Here is a 25,559-nt window from a genome sequence, read left to right on the forward strand (position 1 = left end):
TAAACATTTCCCTGCTGAACATTCCAAAACTCCGTCACCACCGGGCGAATGGCGGGACACCGCTGTGTTATGTATAGGCAGATGGGAATGTCTAACACATAAACTTTATAGATTCGAGATACTTAATCTACGTTTTTCTTTTCAATATTCATAGTTTTGGAAACAACCCAACCGTTTAGACCATATGACGAACTTATCACAAAATACTTCATTTCTTCTTCTATTAGTCTATTTCTCAGTTCATCAAGATTATTGAAATTCATTGGCCAACAATAAACAGATTGACTGAGTATCAACTCATAATTTGAATCAATGAACTTTGAAATGTTATACTCCATTACATCGAGTATAATACTACCTGAGATTTCATGTTCAAACTTATGTGCTACAACACCATTGAATTTGAAATTTACATGCTCATTTTCTTCTCTATATAATGTTCTGAATAAAATTGATTTATTCTCTAAATCAACTAAATAGGACATAATTACATTGTCGTGTAAACTTATCATCGGATCACTTTATACCTCCCAGCTGCTTTTACATAACGTTCCCGCCATTCCCGATGGACGCCTTCTGGTTACAAAGCATAGAATTCTTAATTAATACGAGCTCCGCAACAACTCTAAACTCTGTAACCACAAGGCGTCTGTTGGGAATGGACGTGTTATATATAGTTTTTCTCGCTTTTGTTCTACAATTTGTTCAATATTCTATACGAGTTTTGGGTATTCTATTTTAATCCATTATTATTAGTTTAAATTAAAGGCAATTATATCGCTGATGCTTTGTAAGGAGAATTTCTAATGAAAGATTTTACGTTCAAACAAGAGGTTGGCACACAAACCGACATGGATAGTAGCTATACATCTCACGTACCTGATGATCAGGAATCTGTAAAGCACCATTATAAAGCTTTACAGAGTTCTGATACTAAAAGTGTTGAAATTCAAAGTCCGTTTGATGTGAGTGACGGACAACATGCCTTTGCTGATATGCCTCAAGATACAACTTTTGACATTAGAACACCATTTGGTTACGCAACTATGTCACATTCTCCATATGGTGACAAAACTTTTGGTGTTTATATTAAAGAACTAGAAGCATTACAAGGTGCAACATCTATTAATGGAACTAGTTATCTGAACATAATTAATATGTTGTTCCTGCAAAGTAAAAACTCTTCCGATATTGCTACTGCATTACTAAATAATGATTTATCCTTTTTTTCTCAAGATATACCAAGACAAGCGGCTGCTACTTTGATTTCAATAATTCGAGTCGCAGAACAATGGCGTGCAGATGGCGCTTCGGAACTATGGCATGCGGTTCTTAAACTCGCAAGCAACGGTTTGGTCAATCTTGAAAACCTTGAAGAACTGAAAACTGTATTTCCATTCATACATTCCGCAGATTCAGGAAGACACATGATTGTCGGGCTTCAAAGAGCAATAAAAACGTCAAATTATGCTGATTTACCACCTCTTTATCTTAAACTGATTCAAGAACTAAAGAACACTTCATTTGCTGACATCAAAGTAGATGATAAATTAGCTGTATTCAAAAATAGAAATAAGAGTTACAAATCTGCTATGAAACCTCGTCGACATGCAACCATCGATAGTAGACTCAGACAAATCCCTGCAAAAGTTTCTAAAAAAAAGCATTCAACTAAATCAAGACTAAGAACTGCTTCAGATGTCCGCGCAACAGCTTTTTCGAAACTTCCTAAAAGAAAACTTCCACCACGCCGTAATAGAGATCTTGCTATAGATAGGATTCTCAGAATTACAGAAGACTATTAGACAAATAAATTAAATAAGCTTTTCTCTTGCCGAACTAATCAAGAAATACAACCAATAATTTTAAGAAGCTAGGCAAACGATATCACTTATCATCTCAATAGTATTACATGACAGTTTATTTTAAGTAATAGTCAATGCGAGATGCCAGTTTTAACTTTGTGATCATATTAAACTAAGAGAAAAATTGTATATAACGTTCCCACGGTTCACGCTCGTTTGCCACTTACGTCAACACTTTTAGCTTGTTCATAACAGTAAACTTGATAACACTATTAACTATGTCACCACCAGGCGAATGGCGGGACACCGCTGTGTTAGATGGCGTTGCCTGTATGATGTGTTGAAGTATAGTAAACCAACAGACTCATTTAATGAGATGTCGAATTACATTCAGATACCTAGCACGTAAATGTCTTGGACACTTCTCAGCGGAATATTACCCTATACCTATTTAAAGATTTACACCCAGCCTAAGAATGCATTCATTTCAAGAAACCAACCCCATAGTAAATATGGAGCTGTGTCCGAAAGTCACAAATAATTGGCACTGTAAAATTCAAAACTAACTTCAGCCGTTCTAATTTAAAGATATTATCTGTACCTTCACAACCAGGCTTGTTCAAACTGAATTCAGCGCTGCTTTTGAGTGTTCTCTACGATGACCAGGGCTTGCTCTCTTTTCGTATAAGGCGATTTTCGTTTTCAAGTTGCATATAGAAAGCTAGTCATTCGGTGCTAGATGTAAGGCCTACAGTAAAACAAGAAATTATAATAGACCGCCGAATCTCTTAAATAATGAAATTGAAGTTAATAATATTGCCGGAGTATAAAGCCAAATGTATATGAAGGCCCAACAAACCTAGATGCAATTTGAAGGACGAAAACCTTGGAGCCTACAGTCTATATTAATGAATACGATGAACTCATATACCAAATTACTTCGTTGCAAGCACTTACTTATTAAGTGAATTGCAGTCAGATAAACATTAATTCCTAAACGTATTCAAAGCGCTGAGTTTCGTTTGAAAGAACAAGGCTCTAATGCAAAATTCATTACCACCTCTCCATTCAGAGGCGTTAAAGTACAGTCCATACCAATATTAGCGTGCCAATTAAACTAACTGCTTAAACTTAAACGTAGATAATGCCAACTAACGTCCCCACGGTTCACGCTCGTTCGCCCACTTATTGCAACGCGACCAATGTTGTATAAACATTTCCCTGTGGAACATTCCAAACTCCTTCACCACCGGGCGAATGGCGGGACACCGCTGTGTTATGCGCTGGTTTTAACATACTACTTCGCTAATGCTTTGATTCATAATAATACCAAAAATCGGCTACATCTTCGTTTTTTCTGTTACAACTATTAATATGACTATGATCATCACACATGTTCGTTTCGTAGTCCTCTATACATTGAAACTTACTTGCCTCATGTGCAAGATACTGAAAACCGACTTCATTTGCCGAGCAAATTATATACTTGCTGTATGTTTTAAAATCTAAGCAATTTTCAACATTCCACCACCTTAGATCTTCATCCATCAATGGGACTTCTATATTAACTATTTCACTCTTTTTATTGGCTGTATTTTTTAGTATTTTTTTAATATGCTTGGGCTTAATTTGAGTTGTTTGCCTGTTAATTACTACAAAATCAAGCTGAAAGTTAGCCTCTTTGAACCAGCTCATATAACGTTCTTTTGTTAAGGAATTATCTTGAATATGAAATATCGCTGGTACTTTTTTTGCTTTTGATGCAATCAAAAATATATTTTTTAATAACGAGTAACCTATCGCATTTCCTAACACAACACGATGATACTCATTTGAGTCCATAAACCTTAGTTGTTTTGTTTCTGCACATGGTACATATACATTTGCTTCACCCAGCTTTTGATCAAATACTATTCTTTTTTTAAACTTCATATGACTCCTATTCAATATTCAGTCTATATATCCACATTAACTTTGTTAAAACTTGTGCATAACGTTCCCACAATTCCCGATGAATGCCCACTTCTTTAACAACACTAGCTGTTTCAACAACTCGAACTTCGAAACAATCATAAACCGTTTAACAGCATAGCATTTGTTGGGAATTGCTGTGTTATAGGAAGTATTTTAACGTTTTCTTAAATGATCTATGATTTTATCATAAGTCTGTTGTGTATACTTAGTTACAAACTTTGGTCTTCTCGGTCTTATACCAGATGTTAGCATATCATTCCTTACAGATATCATACTCTTACTTGAATTTATTCTTTCTAAGAATCTAAATATCGACTTTGAGTTATCTCTGAACATATATTCGACTAAACACTCAAATTCTTCAATATCAAGGTTGTTAATTCCAGCTATATCTATGTTCGCGTTTTCATATAGTAATTTAAACTCATCCTCGCCAACAAAAACTTTAGGAAATGACTCTGGAGATACTGTTATAAAAAAATATCTGCATTTATTAGTTAACCTCTCATCTGCATTCAACTCTGTAATTCTTTCAATACATTTAATAGCTTGTTTGATTGGCTTAACTGAAATATCACTAAATGATCTTATAAGATGATCGTCATTCCCCTTTCCAATACCCGAGTATGCAATTCTTCTTAATTTCACCTCAACTACCAAAACATTCTCCCCTAATTTGATCATGAGGTCTGGTGAATTAAGTTGACCATTATTAAATTTGAATTCATTAATAATTTCGTACTTTTTCTTCTTAGACATTTCAAATGTTTCCCGAACTATCCAATTAATATAGTACTCTAGTGCACGCCCCATGAATGTATTAAACTCGCCAATATTCGGCTTAAAACATTCTTGTATTTTGAAGAAGAAACCATCATGCAATTGATCACCTAGTCGGTCACGTGAAATCGGGATTAACTTGTTTGGTAGCACTTCATATAATGGCTTTCTAAAAAAGTATTCAACACCATAATCCCTGCTTAAACTTTCCTCAAGCCACTCATTTACATTAGAGTCGATTGTTAAACTACTCATAACTTTCATTGCCGTTGATTCTAATGCATAAGAATTATAATACTTATCACGATCTAAAAACCATGGTTTATCAAGAGCACGCTTTGTAGGGTTATAATGAGAAAATAACGATAGTACAACCGAAAAATAATCCATTATACTGTACCCATAGCACTCTGTAAAACGCATATTAACATCTACATACTCGTTTGTCTGCACTAACTCTTTTTTAATACCACTTTCAAAAAACATGAAGTATGATCTTGCCACTAAACTTCTGAAATCAGCAGAATAATTGAACCTCATATTTCTATAAAACTCAAGAATCGCATTATCGGGTGTTACTTTTTGATTTGCTTCAAAAAATTCTTGAACCGCTAATATCATAGTTATAGTGTTAAATTGAATACCATTGACATCAACTTCACGTACATTATCGCACTTCTCTCCATACTTTAAGAACCATTTCCACAATGTTTCTATACCTTGAGTGCCAAACAACATTCTATTTTCCTTTAATAATGCTTGAGCATTTGCCGAATAGTTTTTCGCTGGATGATAAGACTCCAATTGCTTAAGGTATTGCTCTTCAAGCTCTCTACTATCCCATGGTGTATATGACATTTTGGACAAAATCACGAAATATGGCATCAAGTTGAGTTTCTTTATTTTTGATATAAGCATTTCCTTAGTATATTCAAATCCAAATACTTCACTAAACTTTATATGTACATATACTTGGTTCATACACACTCCTAGTTAAAATATTTCCTATAACGTTCCTGCAATTCCCGATCGCGCCCCACTTTATATATATTCTTCTATATTTTAACATTCAAATAGCAATAAAACACACCCCATTTGGTATAATTCAGGGGCGTGTTGGGAATTGACATGTTAGCTGTTGTTATAAACCGGTTGAACCAAAGCCACCAGTATTTCTCGAAGTGGAAGAAAGATTTTGAACTTCAACAATATTTACTCTAAGAACAGGCTTGATAACCATTTGAGCTATCTTCATTCCTTGCTCGATCTCAAACACAACATCACTAGTGTTCAGTAATATGACTCCAATTTCACCCCTATAACCTTCATCGATTGTTCCAGGAGTGTTAAGTACTGTTATGCCATGTTTCAATGCCAAGCCACTTCGAGGTCGAATTTGAGCTTCTGTTCCTTCAGGTAATTCAATAGCAATTCCTGTTTTAACAAGTGCTCTCTTACCAGGATCTATTCTAAGATCATCAATACTAAATAGGTCTAAGCCAGCATCACCATCATGAGCATATTGAGGAATTATTGCTCTATCATTCAATTTAACTATTTTAAGATTCATTATTCATTCTCCTCTTTAAATCTAATGTAGCTATAATTAGCCACTAGCCCTAATATAAATACAAAGACGCCCGAAAAAGCGACATCTCTAACCCACTTGAAAGTAGACAATGTTGTATCTTTTATATAGAACTTATCATAAAAAAAAGGGATAATTAGGGCAAACGCAATCACCCCAATCATTGGCAATATAACCTTTAATAAAAACTGTTTCTTCAAATAGACAGGTCGTTCCTTCTCCTTTTTTCTATTCTCCACAAACTTAATATACTCAGGCGACTCCAACATTACAGGTCTAAGTAAGTCCCATTTCTCTTTCCATTCATTTTCTAACTCAGCATTTTCTTCATCTGTAAGCTTTATACCAATTTTATTCAATAATTTTACATGACCATGTTGATTAGTAACTGGATATGTAGATTTTGAGTTCAAATAGTTCAATATTAAAGACACAAATGTTGAACCTACCTCAATTTCTACAGCTTCATTTGTGTGATTATGTACTGCAACAAGAGATTGGCCAGTATATTGGGGGTCTAGTGTAGTACCAATATGACCCATTCCTATTGATACTAAACCTACTTTTGAATGATATGTTCCTCCAAGTTTGTTAGTGACAGAAATGACCTCTTCGGTTTCTATTAATGCAGTATCATGAGGTGGTATAACTATTACTTCTTTTCCACCTTTTTTCTTGAAAACTATTGATGTTTTCGGTTTTACTGTTAATACCTCACTATTCTTCTTTGTCCCTTCTGGAATGGTATAATCCTTAAAACTTTCATCAGTAATAATACCACCTTTAACACACCAAGCCAATGAACTAGCTGTCAAATTAATAGAGTTCCCTTTTATGTTACTAACCTTTAATGGATATATAAGTAAATTACGACCTATTTCGTTTTTTATATCAATATTGCTTAACATCTACGACCATCCTTTGCAATTATAATTTCATTTATTGATGCCTTATATTACCATGTTTATTGATTATAACCAACTACATTTTTTGTATACTCTAGGTTTCTAATGACAGCTAACGTTCCCGCGGTTCACGCTCGTTCGCCTAGTAATTACAACACTTCTAGCCACTTCAACATAATGATCTGCGTGAGTTAAATCAACTCGGTCTCAACATGGCGAATGGCGGGACACCGCTGTGTTATATGTCGGTTTTCTCGTTATATATCCTCATATCCTCGTGTCAAAATTGATATATCTAACTCAGTTGCCTCTTCAATACTTAGTATCTTATTACTCATGACTCTGAATCTTTTAAATTTATTTATAGTTCCCCAGTGTTCAATCAGATATATATAGTCAAATCCATCTATATTGATTTTTCCAATCTCCTTATAACCAGAAAAATCTTGGAACTTTATTTGACGTTCCTCTCTTAAAAGTATCTTACTGATCTCCTCTTCATCTCTATACATGAAAAGTGAATTAAACAAATGATCAGCTAATATATTGTTCTTCAGATTCTGTACTGACAAATCAGAAGAATTATACATATTATCATAAAATGAGTCGATTAAGTTATAATCATCTTTGTTGAGTTTGATATCATCCCAATCATCAGGAATAGTTCTTAGCGAATGACTGTAATCTACTTTTGTTATTTGATCTTTATCAATCTTTGATAAACGCTTATACTCAAAATCATAAACTACAACATAATCTTCTAAATCATTGAATAAGTAATATCTTTTCTCATCTGTATTAATTTGAACAATTGACAAATTTTCATCGTTGCTTTCAAATGCTGATGTTACTTCAATTACATCTGTCTTACCTTCTGTAAATGGTGCTGCTAATATAAAGCCTAATACAAAAACTATACTCAATCTTTTAGCTGAATCATGATTTGTTTTAAATGCAAACATAACCGTCATACTCAAAGTTGAGAACATCACTAATCTAAATATAGAACATTTGCCCTCCGTATTTAGAGGAAAACTATTCAAATATAATAAGAATATGCTTGTAAAAAGAAGTATAAGTATCCAATTCACTATCTTGCTATATTTTATAATAAAATCACTTTTAACATTGTTGAAGTAAATAATTAATATGCAAGTCAAGAAAAAAGGAAAAAGATAAATGTGCAAAAAAGTCAAACCAGAGACTACATATTCTCTAACTGGTAAAATGATTATTGAACTAAATGATATGACTGCATTACCACCAACGACTGCAATGAATCTACCTAACTGATATGTAAAGCCAATAAAAGTTATAATAACTATGGCTAATGTAATTGCTGATATAGACTGTTTCAGATATTCTTTTAATTCTTCATTACTCATTATGATTATTCCTTTCTAGAGATAACTGACATATAACGTTCCTGCAATTCCCGACGTGCCCCACTTTGTATATACTCTTCTATATTTTAACATTCGAAAGCTAATAAAACACGCCCCATTTTGTATAATTCTGGGGCGTGTTGGGAATTGACATGTTATAAGAAGTATTTTACGATTTCTATATTTTAATACTATCTTTCAAATAAACTTCTTAAGAGATCAACAACTGTCTTAGCATCTGTTTCACTATTTTCACTTACACCTGAAAACTCAGTTACTACCAATCCTAATACTCTTGAATCTGAAACTATTCCTTTTAATAACTCTCTAACTATTGAAATCTTCATACCATTGGGACTAGGCATATAGACACTTTTTAAATCAAGTTCATTTATTACGTCTAAATCTAAGTGAACTATAATTTTATCCTCAGAGTTCAAGCTACTTAGGCTTTCTCTTATTACATTCTTCGCACCTATGTTCAAAATTTCTTCTTTACTGTAACCTGTTATTCCACTAATATCATATCCTTCCGTTATAGTGTCTTCACTATAACCTAAGGCAATAATCCCTTCTTTAGTAAAATCAGACGGTTTCTCAAACCACTCATTCTTTGAAGTTAGAAACCAATGTGTATAAGCTGTTGCACCCATACAAATCTCTGAACTAGGCTCTTTTATATCTATGTGATGATCTATTGATATAATTTTAGATCGATCACCGTACATTTGATGAAACTTCCCAAAAATGCCTGTGAATATACTACAACCTCCACCAACAACAATTGTAAAGTCATGCTCTTCAAAACATAATGATAATTGGTTTATTGTCTCTTCCCACATAATTTTAGGCGATGGCCAATTTCGAACAGGTGAGTCATTATGTCTTATTAAATTTTTCGGTAACTCTACATCGCCTAAATCGACAACCTCATGATATAAGCTAAGTTTACTTACTATTTCAGCTTCCCTAAGTAGCTTTGGGGCCATTTCTGTTCCGTAATTTAATGCCCCAATATTTGAAGGTACACCTTTTAATATTATTCTCATTCTAACCTCCGTAACCACCATTTTGAGCTTTTGCATGCTATAATAATACTATAACACTAACAACCGTAACTATCAATACTCTATTAGGAGGTTACACAATGCAATGCAATTTAATTTTAAACCTTGCCAACTCGATTTGGTTCACTAAACATAAAGATATTGATGTATTAAGTGATATCAAATGGATCAATGAAAATCTTAACAACTCAGATAATTTACTCGTTAGTTATCCAAGTTCTGAATTTGTAGCTACAATAAATGTTGTTCGTAATATTGTAATAAGTATTTTTGAAGGATACTTAATAAACGACCAAATAGATTTTCTAAACAACTGTCTCAAAAAAGCTACATTCTATAATCAACTATCTGTTATGGAAAACAAACCCAAAATCCAAATGATATCTACCTCTTCTATGGAAGATAGAATTATCGCAATGATTATTATTGAACTCACAAAATCTATCAACAATGACCTTATTCCTAAAATACGAAAGTGTGGTGTTGAAGATTGTCAGTTTTACTTCCTTGACAAAAGTAAAAATCAAAACAAAAAATATTGTTCAATCAAATGTAATAATGTTGCCAAGGTAAGACGATTCAGAGAGAAAAATAGATAGTACAAAAAGGAGTGCATCCCTTTAGTAGAATGCACTCTTAAATTTTCAGATTATCAATTTTTTGAAATGATACTAAGTCTCTGTCGAAAAGTAAGTAAAATATTTCTTATAACGTTTCCGGGGTTCACGACCGTTCGCCCCTGTTAATTTAAACAATAAACTATTTCCAAAGTCACATGCTTTTTCACAGCATTATTTCTGTATAACACAGGCGAATGTCGGGACACCCACGTGTTAGATGGCGTTGCCTAAATGATGCATTGAAGCATAATGAACAATTAAACTTATTTAGTGAGATATCGAGTTACATTCAGATGCCCTATATGTTAGCCTAGTTGTCGGGAGGTGAAATTTACTCTATCATTGAGAGTAATGCGAAAAGGAGAAACCCGATGCCAAGATATAGTAAACAACTGAAAGCAAAAATAATAAAACAAATGTTGCCGCCACAGAATGTGAAAGTCAGCGAGTTATCAAAGCAACATAACATCCCTGAACAAACCCTTTATAAATGGAAGAAAAATGCTAAAGAACACGGCGCAGTAATACAAACACATACCAAAGGTAGCGAAAAATACACGAATGAAGTAAAGCTAAATATTATTATAGAAACTGCTCATTTAAACCAACAAGAGCTTTCAGAATATTGTCGTAAAAAAGGACTTTATGTTGATGAAATCAACGCTTGGAAATCAACGTTTATTACCGGTAAAACTACATCTGATAACGAAGTAAAAGAAGAATTAAAGACTAAAGATGCTGAGTTGAAATCAGTGAAAAAAGAGCTCATTCGTAAAGAAAAAGCATTAGCTGAAGCAGCCGCACTACTGGTCCTCAGAAAAAAGATGAATGCGATTTGGAATTCGGACGAGGAAGATTAACTTCAGCATCAAATCGCTTAGCAGTAATGGAAGTTATCGATGAAGCTGTATCATCTGGCGCTCGACAATTCATGGCATGTAACGAGGTTAATATAAGCGAAAGAACGCTGCAGCGTTGGCGTTTGGAAGGTGAAAAAACGAAGGATAAACGTCCTGATGCAATCAGACCTACACCTCAAAACAAACTTAGCCCAAAAGAAGAACAAGCCGTTTTAACGGCAATGAATAAACCTGAACATCAAAATCTACCACCGTCACAAGTCGTACCTAGACTTGCTGATAAGGGAATATATATTGCCTCAGAATCTACCTTTTATAGAATTCTTAACGAACATAAGCAAAACAACCACCGCGGGAAGTCAAAACAACCCGTAAAACGCCATATGACAACACATCAAGCCACAGGACCCAATCAAGTATGGATGTGGGATATCACTTGGTTGCCAGGAGCAGCTAAAGGCATATATTACTACTTGTATTTAATACTCGACTTATATAGTCGTAAGATTGTCGGATGGGAAATCTGGCCAAATGAAAGTGCTGAGAATGCAAGTGTACTCATACGCAAAGCATGTTATTCAGAGAATGTGCTTTCAGGCCTGCAACCGCTAGTTCTTCATTCTGACAATGGTAGCCCCATGAAAGGTGCATCGCTTTTAACTACGTTATATTCTCTTGGTATTGTGCCATCAAATAGCAGACCACGAGTAAGTAATGACAACGCTTTTATTGAATCATTTTTTAAAACTGTGAAGTATATGCCGACATTTCCACACCATGGCTTTGAGTCTATTGAGATAGCACGTGCGTGGGTTTTGGAATTTTCGAAATATTACAATACTGAACATCGACATCGTGGTATCAAGTTCATGACACCTAAAGAACGACATGACGGTAAATCAAAAATGATAACCGAAAAACGTAATAAAGTGTATCAACAAGCACGATCAAAAAATCCACATAGGTGGAGTAGATCGACAAGAAACTGGGAAGTGGAAGAAACAGTGTATTTAAACCCAAGTAAAGTGGACATTCAGAGAGAAAAAATTAGCTAAACACGACAACTATGTTGACATACAGCGGATGCCCAGCACATATATGCCTTGGACACTTCTCAGCGGAATATTACCCTTTCTCATTCAAAGTAACGCACCCAGTTCACAACGTTTTCATTCAAAGAAACCACCTATTCAGTCAATATGGAGCTGTGTACCAAAGTCACAGAGAATTGGCACTGTATAATTCAAAACTTACTTTAGCCGAACTAATTAAACGGATTTAAAGACGACCACTAACACCAGGCTTGTTCAAACTAAATTCAGCGCTGCTTTTGAGTGTTCTCTCAGTCCACCAGTGCTTGCTCCATTTCTTGTTAGGCGATTTTCGATTTCAAGTTGCATAAAGAAAATTAGTCATTTAGTGAAAGTTATAAGGCCTGATTTTATAACACAACCTACAATAAACACCTCTGAATTTTATACTTGAATGTTGAAGCTAACCACGGGGCCGAAGTGAAAAGTTAAATGCATATGAAGGCCCGACAGCCCCAGATGCAAGTTGAATGATGAAAACCTTGGAGCCTCCGCCATATGCCCATGAATAAAAAAACTAATATGACAATTTATTTCGTTGCAAGCACTTACTTATTGTGAGAATTGCAGTAAGATAAGCATTATTCTTTCAGCGTATTCAAAGCGCTGATTTTGGTTTAAAAAGAACAAGCCTCTAACTCAAATTTCATTAGCCCATTATCAGCATGAGGCGTCAATGATAAGCCTGTTTATACACTTAACGTGCCAATTAAACTAATTGCTTAAACTTGAACATGGATAATGACAACTAACGTTCCCATGGTTCAAGATCGTTCCCCACTTTTTCTATACTCTTCTATATTTTAACATAAGAGACCAATTAAAAATTCCCCAATTCGTATAATACGAGGGGAATGTCTGGAACCACTGTGTTAGATGGCGTTGCCTGAATGATGTATTAAAGTATAGTAAACCAACAGACTCATTTAATGAGATGTCGAATTACATTCAGATTCCCCGCACGTATATGTCTTGGACACTTCTCAGCGGAGTATTACCACTTCCTATTTACTGCGATGCGCCAAGTATAAAATACTTTCATTCAAAGAAGCCAACCCCCATAGTAAATATGGAGCTGTGTACTCTGATCACAGCTAATTGGCACTGTAAAATTCAAAACTAACTTCAGCCGTTCTAATTTGAATTTCAAATCCAACACTCACAACCAGGCTTGTTCAAACTGAATTCAGCGCTGCTTTTGAGTGTTCTCTACGATGACCAGTGCTTGCTCATTTTCGTATAAGGCGATTTTCGGTCTCAAGTTGCATATTGAAAACTAGTCATTTAGTGAAAGGTATAAGGCCTAAAACTTAATAGTATAATGTCATAACTAGCCAAAACTCTTACATACAAATAGCAAAGTTCAGACGGAGGCCGAAGTCAAAAGGAATCCTAATTTAGAGACCTCACAGCCCCAGATGCAATTTGAAGGACGAAAACCTTGAAGCCTTCAGTCTATATTAATGAGTACAATGAACTCATATACCAAATAAGTTCATTGCAAGCGCTTACTTATTAAGTGAAATGCAGTCAGATAAACATTACCCTCTCAACGTATTCAAAGCGCTGAATTTTGTTTGAAAGAACAAGGCTCTAATGCAAAATAATGAACTCTTACCCATAGGGAGGCGGTAATGCACAGCCTATACCAACATTAACGTGCCAATTAAACTAACTGCTTAAACTTGAACGTGGATAATGCCAACTAACGTTCCCACGGTTCACGCCGTTCGCCACTTTTTTCAACACCTTCAGTTATTTCAGAAAATCAAACTATGTAAAATCACTCAGTCCGTCACCACCAGGCGAATGGCGGGACACCGCTGTGTTAGAGGGCGTCAAATTGGATTTTAGTAATCTTCAATTCGTCTCAGCTCAAATCCACGTGAGCTATGATCAATATATCCACCTCTATAATCAAGCAATTTCAGTACTATCCTATTAATTGTTGTTCTTACTATGAGTAAATTATTAATAGTCTTATATTCCGAGCCAGACTTTTTGCTCATTCCATGATGAATAAGTGCATTTCTAGCACCAATCGCCTTCTTAATTTTGGGGGAAAACTCCAAACCGAGAGTTATGAAAAACTGCTCATATGTTTTTCCAATGCTAACACGATTTGATCCCTTAATCTTCGACAATACTACATCAATATCTTTTAGTTCATTATAATTTGACTCGATATGCTCACTAATATAGTCGTAAATCAATTTAAAATCATCATTAGGAATATAAGTTTGCTCAATAGACTCCATATAACTCTTTATGAAAATTTCTAGACCACTTACTAATGTAGGTAGTTGCAATGATATGAAGTGATCTCTCGAAATCCAATATCTCCACAACAATTCGTCAATTCTAGTTTTCTTTCTTAGTTCAACAAATTTCAGTAAAGATTCTTTAAAATTTTCGACTAGTTTGTATTTTTCGTTTAAGGGATATGGATCACCAATAAATATCTCTTCTTCAATTGATAAGAACTTTCTATCTGTTGGAAATATTGGATTAATAGATTCCAAAAGTAATATTTCCGACTTTGAATTTAAGTAACTAGACCCCACTTGAATTAATGGTTTACCAAGGTAAAGTGATAGAACGGAACTAACTGATGTTCTTATCTCCTCATTCAGTTGAGAATTATCAGTCTTTGAAACATATGTTACCGATAGAGGTCTGAACTCATTTATGTCATTTCGATCAATTACTATACATTTTTCAACGTATATGTCCCAATCATTTATATTAAATGACATAAAGTTACATGGAGATCCGCTTACTTTTTTTAGAAAGTAACTAGACTTGTATTCACCTCTAGTGATCTCAACAACTCTTTCATCTTTTCTATCAGAGTATTCATTTAATAGGTATGTATGATTAGGTGCATTAATGAACCAATCTTTAACCACCGAAACATTACCTTCATTTTTAGCTTCAGACCTTATATTCCGAATGTTAAGCTCAATTATTGACTCAGTTTTCTCGCCAATACTTATAGTGTTAATAATTTCTCCGAAATACACTTCGGGAAGTTCATAGACTCCTCCACCATTTTCATCCCAACCTCTTATACTAATTGACTGAATAACATCACCAGTTTGCATACTTTGATACTTGTCAATTACATCATTGAGATTTAAACCAGTTAAGGTTCCTACAATCCTATACTCAGAGTTTCTTTTGATTGAGATTTTAACACTAAAATCATTTAATTCAATACCAGCTATATTCACATATCTCGTAAGTAATAATTCATCATCTAGTAATTCCCATTCTTGACCAAAGTAGTGATTCACATTGACCTCCAATTTTATGCACTCTAACGTTCCCATGGTTCAAGATCGTTCCCCACTTTATATATACGCTTCTATATTTTAACATAAGAGACTAATTAAAAATTCCCCAATTCGTATAATACGAGGGGAATGTCTGGAACCACTGTGTTAGATGGCGTTGCCTAAATGATGTATTGAAGTATAGTAAACCAACAGACTCATTTAGTGAGATGTCGAATTACATTAAGATACCTAGCACGTAAATGTCTTGGACACTTCTCAGCGGAATATTACCACTTCCTATTTAATGCAATGCGCCAAGTATAAAATACTTTCATTCAAGGAAACCAACCCTCATAGTAAATATGGAGCTGTGTACTCTGATCACAGATAATTGGCACTGTAAAATTCAAAACTAACTTCAGCCGTTCTAATTTAAAAGAATCATTTCTCTCCTCACAACCAGGCTTGTTCAAACTGAATTCAGCGCTGCTTTTGAGTGTTCTCTCAGACTACCAGTGCTTGCTCACTTTTCGTATAAGGCGATTTTCGATTTCAAGTTGCATTTTGAATACTAGTCATTTAGTGAAAGCTATAAGGCCTAAAACTTAATAGTATAATGTCATTACTGGCTCAAACTCTTACATACTAATATCAAAGTTCAGACGGAGGCCGAAGTCAAAAGGAATCCTAATTTAGAGACCTCACAGCCCCAGATGCAATTTGAAGGACGAAAACCGTGGAGCCTTCAGTCTATATTAATGAGTACAATGAACTCATATGCCAACTTAGTTCGTTGCAAGCATATACTTATTAAGTGAAATGCAGTCAGATAAACATTATCCTCTCAACGTATTCAAAGCGCTGAATTTTGTTTGAAAGAACAAGGCTCTAATGCAAAATAATGAACTCCTACCCATAGTGAGGCGGTAATGCTCAGCCTATAGCAACATTAACGTGCCAATTAAACTAACTGCTTAAACTTAAACGTAGATAATGCCAACTAACGTTCCCACGGTTCACGCTCGTTCGCCTTTTATTGCAATACTTTCAGCTATTTCAGAGCATGAAGCTGGCATAATCACGAAACTCATCACCACAGGCGAATGGCGGGACACCGCTGTGTTAAGTGATGATTTTCAAGCCTTACATCACCATAATTTTTATATTATAATTGTATTATACTGTAAATAGACGGGAGGTTTATAACTATGAAACATAGCCGCAAATCAAAGTATAAAATTGATATAAAAGGTGATAACAATTCACTAGATCTTAGTGTTACTAAAAATGAAAAAAATAACGAAATAACCTTTTCAAATGAGTTTAAACATGAGGAGAATTTGGCTGATTTCAATAAAAGAATGGATAAAGCTGCCACTATCATAACTATTATCACTTTTATTGCATCAATAACTAGCTATCTCCATGGTCTAATTAAAGACAACTTCTCAAGTAATCATAAGATTTTCATAGCCATTTGCGCTTTCTTCATGTTCTTGACTATTGGTCTTTACTTGTATCATAGAGTCTTCTTCAATTTTAGAAAGTCTATTAAATTCGGCCCTGATTACACGCGAGTCATTCGTGGCGATAAGATTCTCTCATATGAGTTATCTGCAAAGTGCTTAAAATGTGATGGAAAAGTAGAACTGAAAAAAGCAACATATCAAAGAAATGATAAAACTCATACAACAGTAATTGGAGTTTGTAACAAATCTACTCATCAAACTAAGCATTATTATGATTTTGATGATATAACTAACACTGGCGTTTTATTAGATCAAACTCAGGCAAGAATATACTCAGTTATATAATTGACTGCTTGAAAATTTTCACTTAACGTTCCCACGGTTCACGCTCGTTCGCCCTCTTATTGCAACACATTCAATCTTGAATAAACGTTTCACCGCGGAACATTCAGAAACTCAGTTACCACAGGGCGAATGGCGGGACACCGCTGTGTTATGGGTAGTAAAAAACGTCTTCAAACATGTACACCATTTGACTATATAACATATACGTTATATAATTACACTATAAAAGAGGTGATTTAGTGTTCGAAATAATCTATTATCATAAAGATGGTCAATGTCCAATACTCGACTTTCTTATGAAACTTCCTAAGAAGGATCGTGCTAAAATTCTACGAGAAGTTGACCTTCTACAAGACTTCGGGCTACAACTTGGTATGCCACATGTTAAAAAGATGAAGGGCACTGATGACCTATGGGAGCTTCGTGTCAAACAAGGTTCTGATAATTACCGTATTTTCTACTTCACTCTGAAAGCAAAAAGATTTGTTCTTTTACACGCTTTCCAGAAAAAATCTCAAAAGACTCCAAAGAAGGATATTGAGATCGCTGAACATAGAAAAACTGATTTTCTTGAAAGAGGTGAGTACTAATGCGTCATGAAGATATTAAGAAACTCCTACTTGAAGACGATGAAACTAAACGTGAGTATGATGCACTTGAACCAATCTACACAATAACAAAAGAAATTATAAAACTACGCCTTGATAAAGGATTAACTCAAAAAGATCTTGCTGAAATTGTTGGAACAAAACAATCAGCTATATCTAGGCTAGAGAGCGGATCTTACAATCCTAGTTTTGAGTTTCTTTCTAAAGTTGCACATGCTCTAGGAAAAGAACTTCATATTACATTCAGTTAGTCGGCTTAACAGTCGACTTTTTTTGTCATTACTCAGTTTTTTATTTCCCATAACGCCTGGACAGTTCCCGGCGCGTCCCTGGCGACTTTTTTGCACTCGCACTATTAACTATTCTAGCTTCATTCACCATTTCCTTCCATCACGCCACATAAAAAGAACCCTCGCAAAAAGGGTGACTGGGTTTAGTGCTGGGAACTGCTCTGTTATATGGCGGACAATGACGTCCTTTTATTCATTCGCTTTATTAACCATGCTGCTTTGCGACTTAGTTTTAGCAATTCCGTTGATGAAACAATTTGTACTTAGCAAGCTCATTAAAATTTTCTCAGATCAAGCAAAGCAGTTGAGCTTCTTTTCGTTATATGATCGTGACATGTTTCTACTAAAATTCAGACCCTAATTTGTTTAATTTAGCGAATGACATTTTGCAAAACTACACCCTGTCAGATTACTGGTGAACTCTATTCAAGGCTACACACTGTGATAAAATCCCGTAAACTTAACGAAAAGTAGCGATAAGCTAATTCTTAACACACATGTCTCTAACCGCTCTGACCAGTCATTTCTGCCTTATAACGTTTCCACGGTTCACGGTCGTTCGCCCATTTAGTACAACGCATTAAACGTCGTATAACTATTTCACCGCGGAACACTCTCAAATTAAGTATCCACCAGGCGAATGGCGGGACACCGCTGTGTTATATGGAGTATTTCCAGCTTTTTATAAAAATTAAGGCTTACTTTACGTTTTCAATTAATCCATAGCCTTCAGAAAACTCATTTAGATACTCGCCAACTTTTGCTTTATATATAACATTTCCCTCAATACTTAAATACATTTGCTCGCTATTCTTAGTTGCAACTACTACACCATTATTTATGCTAGACATAATCTCATAATTCATATCTGTAATAATTTCACCATCTAAACCTACTATCCCATATCCAGTTAATGATTTCACAACAATGCTATTTTCTTCAACAGGCAATATCACTTCTAGATAATTCTCTTGTTCCAAATAGGTTTTGTATATATCAGCAAGATAGAACTCTCCTGATGATTTTTGCAATACTATGTGTGCGCCACTCCTTCCAGTAAAATTATCTGAAAATGTTTGTATTACATTCCCATAAAGATCATGATATTTAGTAGTCTCTAATTCTTTCGAATTTGACACTAGAAAATTATAACCAACATCAACGTATTCTTCACTGATTTCGCATACCTTCGTCTTTAACCGTGGTCCATATAATGCATATTTAACTTCAGTCTGATCATCCATGTAATATTCAACCTTTATGAGCATAAGTCCATTTTCTGATCTATCTATTCTAATTCTACCGACTTTTGTGTGGATATCTGGTGGACCATTTGTTGACACTGCACCAAAGTTGAAATATTGATCTTTCACTATTTCCCTTAACTTAGGGCTAATATATGTAATGACGGTCTTATTTGTTTCAATAAGAGTATCTCCGTTTAAATCCATCAAACCTTGTACACTTTCGTTGTCCGAGTATGAAATGCATTCTTCTTCATTTTCAAATGATAAAGTAGGATACATTGGATCCATCAATTTATCTGTAATCGAATTGTAGAAACCATATTTTTTTTGGTTTTCTAGTAAATACAACGCTGGATGAACTTGATATATACCATCATATTTTGCACTCAAAACTATTCCTGTATTATTACATAAACCATACTTCTGCTTACTATTACTGAAAAAAGTTTCAACTGATTGTTCTTTATCATAGTTCTCGTCAATTAGGTCATTCACTATTTCTCCTATTTTATCAATAATCACATTCGTATCATTTAACATTTTGACATAGGCATAACCTTCTATGAAATCTGTAGCTCTCTTATATTTTGGTTCTATAACGACATCGCCGTTGGTATTGATGTAACCATATAACCCGTTTAATTTTACTCTTGCTAAAGAACTACTGAATGATCTAACATCATCATATTCTTCAAAAGACAAAATTACCTTTCCTTTTGAATCAACAAACTTATATATATTACTCGATTCTTCATCAGCATAAGTTATGAAACTGCTGATAACCAGAATCATTATAGATAATATAGTTAACTTAAATTTCATAGCGAATCCTTTCTAAAACACTCACTTGCTGGTAATATTCCATATAACGTTCCCACGGTTCACGGTCGTGCGCCCACTTATTGCAACATGTTCAATGTCGCATAAACATTTCACTTCGGAACATTCATAAACTCAATAATCTCAGGGCGAATGGCGGGACACCGCTGTGTTATATGCTGAAATTACAATACTTCGTGGCATAAAATAGATAATATCTACAAAATCTTTCTACACAAATAAAATCTAAGCACTTTTTCTGAGATAAAGGTAATTAATAAAAATACAAATACGATATTGCTTATAAATGGCTCACCATAGTGAGCTCTAGAAAATATTTCACTATAAATGAAAAAACCTATTACTAAATCTGTACTAAAGTCTATTGCTCTAAATCTATTAGTGGTATTCATTATTGCACTCATTTCATAATGATTTGTCCACCTTTGATTCTTGACATATTGACCAATTTGAACAAAAGCTTTGCTAATGAATATCAATGGAAATGCTAAGAGCATGATTTTTAGTATATGAGGTAGATTAATCATATTTGGCTCCTTACTCACAGTGAACATTGGAATTTTTGCATATAACGTTCCCACGGTTCACGCTTGTTCGCCTGTAATTCCAATACATTCAGCTTATTCTAAACGCAGAAATTCATAACAACATTGACTCTGTCTCCACCAGGCGAATGGCGGGACACCGCTGTGTTATGTGGTGTTTTTTTCGTACTAATACACTTAACTTATTAGATGACTGATACATGAACTTCCTAATACGTCCTACCAATAACTTTATAACCATATGCCCTAAGCGATAATACTCTGCTAAAATCAATGAAGCGAAAAACTTAAATTGTGGTAATAATTAATCCAGTTCAAATAGAATTCTCTTATAGAGATTTTGACTTTCTTTATCGTGAGCAAGTGTATCTATTACTAAATCTGTCGCTGCTTTCTTCTTATTTAGCTTAAGCAATAGTGTACATGCAAATTTTAGCCAGTAGAATCTAAGCTGGTTTAGTGTTTTAAACTGCCAATTCCATGTCATAAATTCAACAGTTGTAGCATCACAATCTGAGCAATTATTCACTATATTGAATACTGAGTATTTCCAGTGGTAATGTCTAATTTTCTTTTCAATATTTCTATCAAAAAGTTTATGATCTTTGTTTAGAATCAATACATCCTTCAGCAAAATCTCACATAACTCCATAAAGTCAATATTGAACACGTCTCCTTTAAAGTCATCAAAATAGTCATGTCTATTAATAGATATATATTCAGACATTAATGCAGATGATGAATAATATATATTCCTTGAAATATGTTCGATTACTTCATTTTCAATATCGCTCTCACTAATATTGTCTTTTACATCATGACCTCTACGAAATGCTGTCTTAACATCGAAGTATCCAAACAGTTTATTTACTAATGGTAAATACAGCATTTGAAACCTTTTCCGCTCAAACGCCTCTCGTTCTTGCCTTGTTGAGAAATAGTATGTTCCACTTATATACACTAAAGTTACTATTAGTGTATATACTGATGCATATAGTGGATTACTTAAGTTCCCAAAAAAGGCTTGTATTTTGGGGAACACCACATCGCGATAAATATACAAATTAACAACTAGTAGCATTACAAGAATTTGCTCTTTTCTTCTTAACATGTTTCACCTCTAAAAATTCTACATTCCGATTACCATACTTCGAAAAATATGCCACATAACGTTCCCACGGTTCACGCTCGTTCGCCTGCTATTGCAACACTTTCAGCTTAGTCACAGTCACTTATTGCGTAACCGTCTTAAACTTCGTCACCACCAGGCGAATGGCGGGACACCGATGTGTTAGGTGATGCTTAAAAAATACGTCTACCACATTTACTTTTTCTCAATATAGAAAAGCTTAGAACTGATCGTTATCGGAATATAATTCACTATATGAAACACAAGTATACTCAAGAAAACTATTTGAACCGGTGGCTCAAGTAAATAGGATAGTGCTCCTGATAATATTAGACACAATGAGCTTAATAGTCCAAATTGAAATTGTAGATCGTAGAATTTTTCATCAATGACATTCTCAATCCTATAACTATTGTAAAAGTTTAGTTTCTTTCTAACTTTTATTGAATGAACTCCAAATATCAATCCGAAAACTAGTAAGATCAAATCTAATGCCATTCTTCTCACTCCATTTTTAAAGTTTTACCTAACGTTCCCACGGTTCACGGTCGTGCGCTCGAATCTTCACAACATTTGCGGATGTCGGGAATATTCTGAAACACCTGTTCAAAGCTAAATTTCTATTCACTCGGCGCATGGCGGGTACCGCTGTGTTATGTATTGTTCAAGGCCAGATTATCATTCTCACGCTAACTGATTTTGCTCGCCAGTAAAACTCACTAATATCTTTGATTTTTCAATTCTGCTTTTCATAACAGTGATATGCATGTTTACCACAATACTAAATAGAGTCATTTTCCAATTAAAATATTCTATTTAGAACACTCGACATAGCTCTCCATGCTCTAATTCTATGTTCACAACTAGCTTAATATACTTCTATGCTGAGACTTGGTCTTGAATTTTACATAACGTTCCCACGGTTCAAGACGTGCGCCTATTCCAAACAAAACTCCAATACGTCGTATAAACATTTATCGCCGGAACATTCTGTAACCTTAGTTTCCCAAGCGCATGTTTGGAACCGCTGTGTTATATGATTGCTTTGACGGCTTAATTTCTTTAACTTTCTAGCTACCTTTAATTGCAGCTAAAATATCCTTCCGCTCATCCATTGTTACAAAATATAATTGAACAGCATCATACATTTCACCCGAAATAGTTTTAAATTTAATATGCCAACTAAGATGATCTTGAGTAGTATTGCTATTTTTGAACCAATCTACATACTCTACTATTTCACCAACAGGAAATTCTTTTTCTTTGCCCCATTCAAACTCTTCACCAAATTTACATGCGACAAAATGGTTAATAATAACTATTTGATCTCCTATTTGTGCTTCGGATATTACACTCATATATTGTCTCCAAACTCACAGTTCTTCTATTATTTAAATAATAACTTAGTCAAAGCTTTCATATAACGTTCCCACGGTTCACGCTCGTTCGCTCCAGCTATTGTAATACTTCCAGCTTAGTCATAGACGTTAACTTCGGAATATTCTCAAACTTTGACACCACCAGGCGAATGGCGGGACACCGCTGTGTTAGGTGATGCTTAAAAAATACGTCTACCACATTTACTTTTTCTCAATATAAAAAAGCTTAGAACCGATCATTATCGGAATGTAATTCACAATATGAAACACAAGTATACTCAAAAAAACTACTTGAACCGGTGGCTCAAGTGAATAGGAAAGTGCTCCTGATAACATTAGAGACAACGAGCTTAATAGTCCAAAAAGCAATTGTAGATCATAGAATTTTTCATCAATGACATTCTCAATCCTATAACTATTGTAAAAGTTTAATTTCTTTCTAACTTTTATTGAATGAACTCCAAATATCAAGCCCAAAACTAGTAAGATCAAATCTAATGCCATTCTCCTCACTCCATTTTTTAAGTTTTACCTAACGTTCCCACGGTTCACGCTCGTTCGCCAGTTATTGCAATGCTTTCAGTTTAGTACAAGCATTTCACTGCAGAACATTCTAAAAGTAAGTCACCACCAGGGCGAATGGCGGGACACCGCTGTGTTATATGGTGTTAAAATGGGCTACTAAGAATATACTGATGAAGTTCAATACGCCCAGCAAATAGAGGCATTTTGATGACAATAGATATGTTCTAATATTTACCTCCAACTCATGAGAAACACTTTCATTTTTTACTAGTTTTCTTAGTTTCCAATAGTAAGTCCCCATCTCGTTAATTTCATGCTGATACATGTTGAACTTCATTTTCTTAAAGTATTTTCGTAATCTGCTTCTTTCTATATATAATGCAACAATCATTATGGCATGATTTAGATACCAAAAAATAAAACTTGAATTCGTCTGTAGTCCTATGTTAAATGACATGAGCATTATAAAGCTATACCATGATAATAGCGACTTATACTTGTAATCCATTTTACCTCCATTTTCATGCCATATAACGCCTGGACAGTTCCCGGCGCGTCCCTGGCGACTTTTTTGCACTTTCACTATTAACTATTCTAGCTTCATTCACCATTTCCTTCCATCACGCCACATAAAAAGCACCTTCGCAAAAAGGGTGACTGGGTTTAGTGCTGGGAACTGCTCTGTTATATGGCGGACAATGACGTCCTTTTATTCATTCGCTTTATTAACCATGCTGCTTTGCGACTTAATTTTAGCAATTCCGTTGATGAAACAATTTATACTTAGCAAGCTCATTAAAATTTTCCCAGATCAAGCAAAGCAGTTGAGCTTCTTTTCGTTATATGATCATGACATGTTTCTACTAAAATTCAGACCGTAATTTATTTCATTTAGTGAATGACATTTTGCAAAACTACACCCTATCAGATTACTGGTGAACTCTATTCCAGGCTATACACTGTGATAAAATCCCGTAAACTTAACGAAAAGTAGCGATAAGCTAATTCTTAACGCACATGTCTCTAACCGCTCTAACCAGTCATTTCTGCCTTATAACGTTCCCACGGTTCACGCTCGTGCGCTCGAATCTTCACAATATTTGCGGATGTCGGGAATATTCTAAAAGCTCAGCTCAAAGTTAATCTTCTATTCACTCGGCGCATGGCGGGTACCGCTGTGTTATGTATTGTTCAAGGCCAGATTATCATTCTCACGCTAACTAATTTTGCTCACCAATAAAACACACTAACATCTTTGGTTTTTCAATTCTACTTTTCATAACAGTGATATGCATGTTTACCACAATACTTAATAGAGTCATTTTCCAATTAAAATATTCTATTAAGAACACTCGACATAGCTCTCCATGCTCTAATTCTATGTTCACAACTACCTTAATAAACTTCTATGCTGAGACTTGGTCTTGAATTTTACATAACGCCTGGACAGTTCGCGGCGCGTCCCTGGCGACTTTTTTGCACTCGCACTATTAACTATTCTAGCTTCATTCACCATTTCCTTCCATCACGCCACATAAAAAGGACCCTCGCAAAAAGGGTGACTGGGTTTAGTGCTGGGAACTGCTCTGTTATATGGCGGACAATGACGTCCTTTTATTCATTCGCTTTATTAACCATGCTGCTTTGCGACTCTGTTCTAGCAATACCGTTGAGGACACGAATTGTACTTAGAGACCACATTAAAAATTTCCCCGATCAAGCAAAGCAGTTGAGCTTCTTTTCGTTATAAGATCGTGACATGTTTCTACTAAAATTCAGACTGTAATTTGTTTCATTCAGTGAATGACATTTTGTAAAACCACACCCTG

At 34.8% G+C, this 25,559-nt stretch carries 18 protein-coding genes; 6 read left to right on the forward strand and 12 right to left on the reverse strand.

Features of this window, described 5'->3' with window-relative positions:
• Positions 1-122 precede the first annotated feature (122 nt).
• On the reverse strand, positions 123-338 hold the full coding sequence (locus ACQ4KW_RS15340; RefSeq protein ID WP_430883365.1) for a hypothetical protein: 216 nt from the start codon (positions 336-338) through the stop codon (positions 123-125).
• A 468-nt stretch (positions 339-806) separates the two neighbouring features.
• Here ACQ4KW_RS15340 and ACQ4KW_RS15345 point away from each other — a divergent pair, with 468 nt between their 5' ends.
• Positions 807-1,805 carry a hypothetical protein gene (locus tag ACQ4KW_RS15345; RefSeq protein WP_430883366.1) on the forward strand — a complete coding sequence of 333 codons (999 nt, stop codon included), beginning with the start codon at positions 807-809 and terminating at the stop codon, positions 1,803-1,805.
• A gap of 1,305 nt (positions 1,806-3,110) precedes the next feature.
• On the opposite strand, the gene ACQ4KW_RS15350 is transcribed toward ACQ4KW_RS15345, so the two are convergent.
• The 6 genes from ACQ4KW_RS15350 to ACQ4KW_RS15375 form a co-directional block, all read right to left on the reverse strand.
• Entirely contained in the window at positions 3,111-3,737 is a 627-nt protein-coding gene (locus ACQ4KW_RS15350; RefSeq protein WP_430883367.1) for a hypothetical protein, read from the reverse strand.
• Positions 3,738-3,932: 195 nt separating this feature from the next.
• Entirely contained in the window at positions 3,933-5,540 is a 1,608-nt protein-coding gene (locus ACQ4KW_RS15355) for a hypothetical protein (protein ID WP_430883368.1), read from the reverse strand.
• A gap of 160 nt (positions 5,541-5,700) precedes the next feature.
• A complete protein-coding gene (dut, locus tag ACQ4KW_RS15360; protein WP_430883369.1) occupies positions 5,701-6,129 on the reverse strand; it encodes a dUTP diphosphatase in 429 nt (142 codons plus the stop codon).
• Entirely contained in the window at positions 6,129-7,055 is a 927-nt protein-coding gene (locus ACQ4KW_RS15365) for a dCTP deaminase domain-containing protein (protein ID WP_430883370.1), read from the reverse strand. The genes dut and ACQ4KW_RS15365 overlap by 1 nt, the downstream gene beginning before the upstream one ends.
• 254 nt (positions 7,056-7,309) lie before the next feature.
• On the reverse strand, positions 7,310-8,437 hold the full coding sequence (locus ACQ4KW_RS15370; protein WP_430883371.1) for a hypothetical protein: 1,128 nt from the start codon (positions 8,435-8,437) through the stop codon (positions 7,310-7,312).
• Positions 8,438-8,628: 191 nt separating this feature from the next.
• Positions 8,629-9,486: an arginase family protein gene (locus ACQ4KW_RS15375; protein ID WP_430883372.1), complete on the reverse strand. Its 858-nt coding sequence runs from the start codon at positions 9,484-9,486 to the stop codon at positions 8,629-8,631.
• A gap of 98 nt (positions 9,487-9,584) precedes the next feature.
• Between ACQ4KW_RS15375 and ACQ4KW_RS15380 the strand changes: the two genes are divergently transcribed.
• Both ACQ4KW_RS15380 and ACQ4KW_RS15385 read left to right on the forward strand, forming a co-directional pair.
• Positions 9,585-10,103 carry a CGNR zinc finger domain-containing protein gene (locus ACQ4KW_RS15380; RefSeq protein ID WP_430883373.1) on the forward strand — a complete coding sequence of 173 codons (519 nt, stop codon included), beginning with the start codon at positions 9,585-9,587 and terminating at the stop codon, positions 10,101-10,103.
• Between the two features lie 392 nt (positions 10,104-10,495).
• A protein-coding gene (locus ACQ4KW_RS15385) for an IS3 family transposase (protein WP_430883257.1) occupies positions 10,496-12,039 on the forward strand; the annotation gives its coding sequence in 2 pieces (ribosomal slippage) (positions 10,496-10,949 and positions 10,949-12,039; 1,545 coding nt in all).
• A gap of 1,886 nt (positions 12,040-13,925) precedes the next feature.
• On the opposite strand, the gene ACQ4KW_RS15390 is transcribed toward ACQ4KW_RS15385, so the two are convergent.
• Positions 13,926-15,371 (reverse strand): hypothetical protein, encoded by a 1,446-nt coding sequence (locus ACQ4KW_RS15390; RefSeq protein ID WP_430883374.1) that lies wholly within the window; start codon positions 15,369-15,371, stop codon positions 13,926-13,928.
• Between the two features lie 1,190 nt (positions 15,372-16,561).
• Here ACQ4KW_RS15390 and ACQ4KW_RS15395 point away from each other — a divergent pair.
• The 3 genes from ACQ4KW_RS15395 (at position 16,562) to ACQ4KW_RS15405 (ending at position 18,026) form a co-directional block, all read left to right on the forward strand.
• Positions 16,562-17,167 carry a hypothetical protein gene (locus tag ACQ4KW_RS15395; protein ID WP_430883375.1) on the forward strand — a complete coding sequence of 202 codons (606 nt, stop codon included), beginning with the start codon at positions 16,562-16,564 and terminating at the stop codon, positions 17,165-17,167.
• A 239-nt stretch (positions 17,168-17,406) separates the two neighbouring features.
• Positions 17,407-17,757, forward strand: a complete 351-nt coding sequence (locus ACQ4KW_RS15400) for a type II toxin-antitoxin system RelE/ParE family toxin (protein ID WP_430883376.1) — start codon at positions 17,407-17,409, stop codon at positions 17,755-17,757.
• The gene (locus ACQ4KW_RS15405; RefSeq protein ID WP_430883377.1) at positions 17,757-18,026 is read left to right on the forward strand and encodes a helix-turn-helix domain-containing protein; all 270 of its coding nucleotides are present in this window, start codon (positions 17,757-17,759) and stop codon (positions 18,024-18,026) included. Before ACQ4KW_RS15400 ends, ACQ4KW_RS15405 begins: the two co-directional genes overlap by 1 nt.
• Before the next feature lie 737 nt (positions 18,027-18,763).
• Here the strand turns inward: ACQ4KW_RS15405 and ACQ4KW_RS15410 are convergent.
• From ACQ4KW_RS15410 to ACQ4KW_RS15425, 4 genes are all read right to left on the reverse strand, one after another.
• On the reverse strand, positions 18,764-20,134 hold the full coding sequence (locus ACQ4KW_RS15410) for a WG repeat-containing protein (RefSeq protein ID WP_430883378.1): 1,371 nt from the start codon (positions 20,132-20,134) through the stop codon (positions 18,764-18,766).
• An 867-nt stretch (positions 20,135-21,001) separates the two neighbouring features.
• Complete coding sequence (locus ACQ4KW_RS15415; protein WP_430883379.1) at positions 21,002-21,808, reverse strand: hypothetical protein; 807 nt, start codon at positions 21,806-21,808, stop codon at positions 21,002-21,004.
• Positions 21,809-22,896: 1,088 nt separating this feature from the next.
• Positions 22,897-23,184, reverse strand: a complete 288-nt coding sequence (locus ACQ4KW_RS15420; protein WP_430883380.1) for a hypothetical protein — start codon at positions 23,182-23,184, stop codon at positions 22,897-22,899.
• Between the two features lie 222 nt (positions 23,185-23,406).
• Positions 23,407-23,709, reverse strand: a complete 303-nt coding sequence (locus ACQ4KW_RS15425) for a hypothetical protein (protein ID WP_430883381.1) — start codon at positions 23,707-23,709, stop codon at positions 23,407-23,409.
• Positions 23,710-25,559 lie beyond the last annotated feature (1,850 nt).

Source organism: Tianxiuia mixotrophica (assembly GCF_050596425.1).
In the GTDB taxonomy this organism is placed as follows: Bacteria; Bacillota; Clostridia; order Peptostreptococcales; family Acidaminobacteraceae.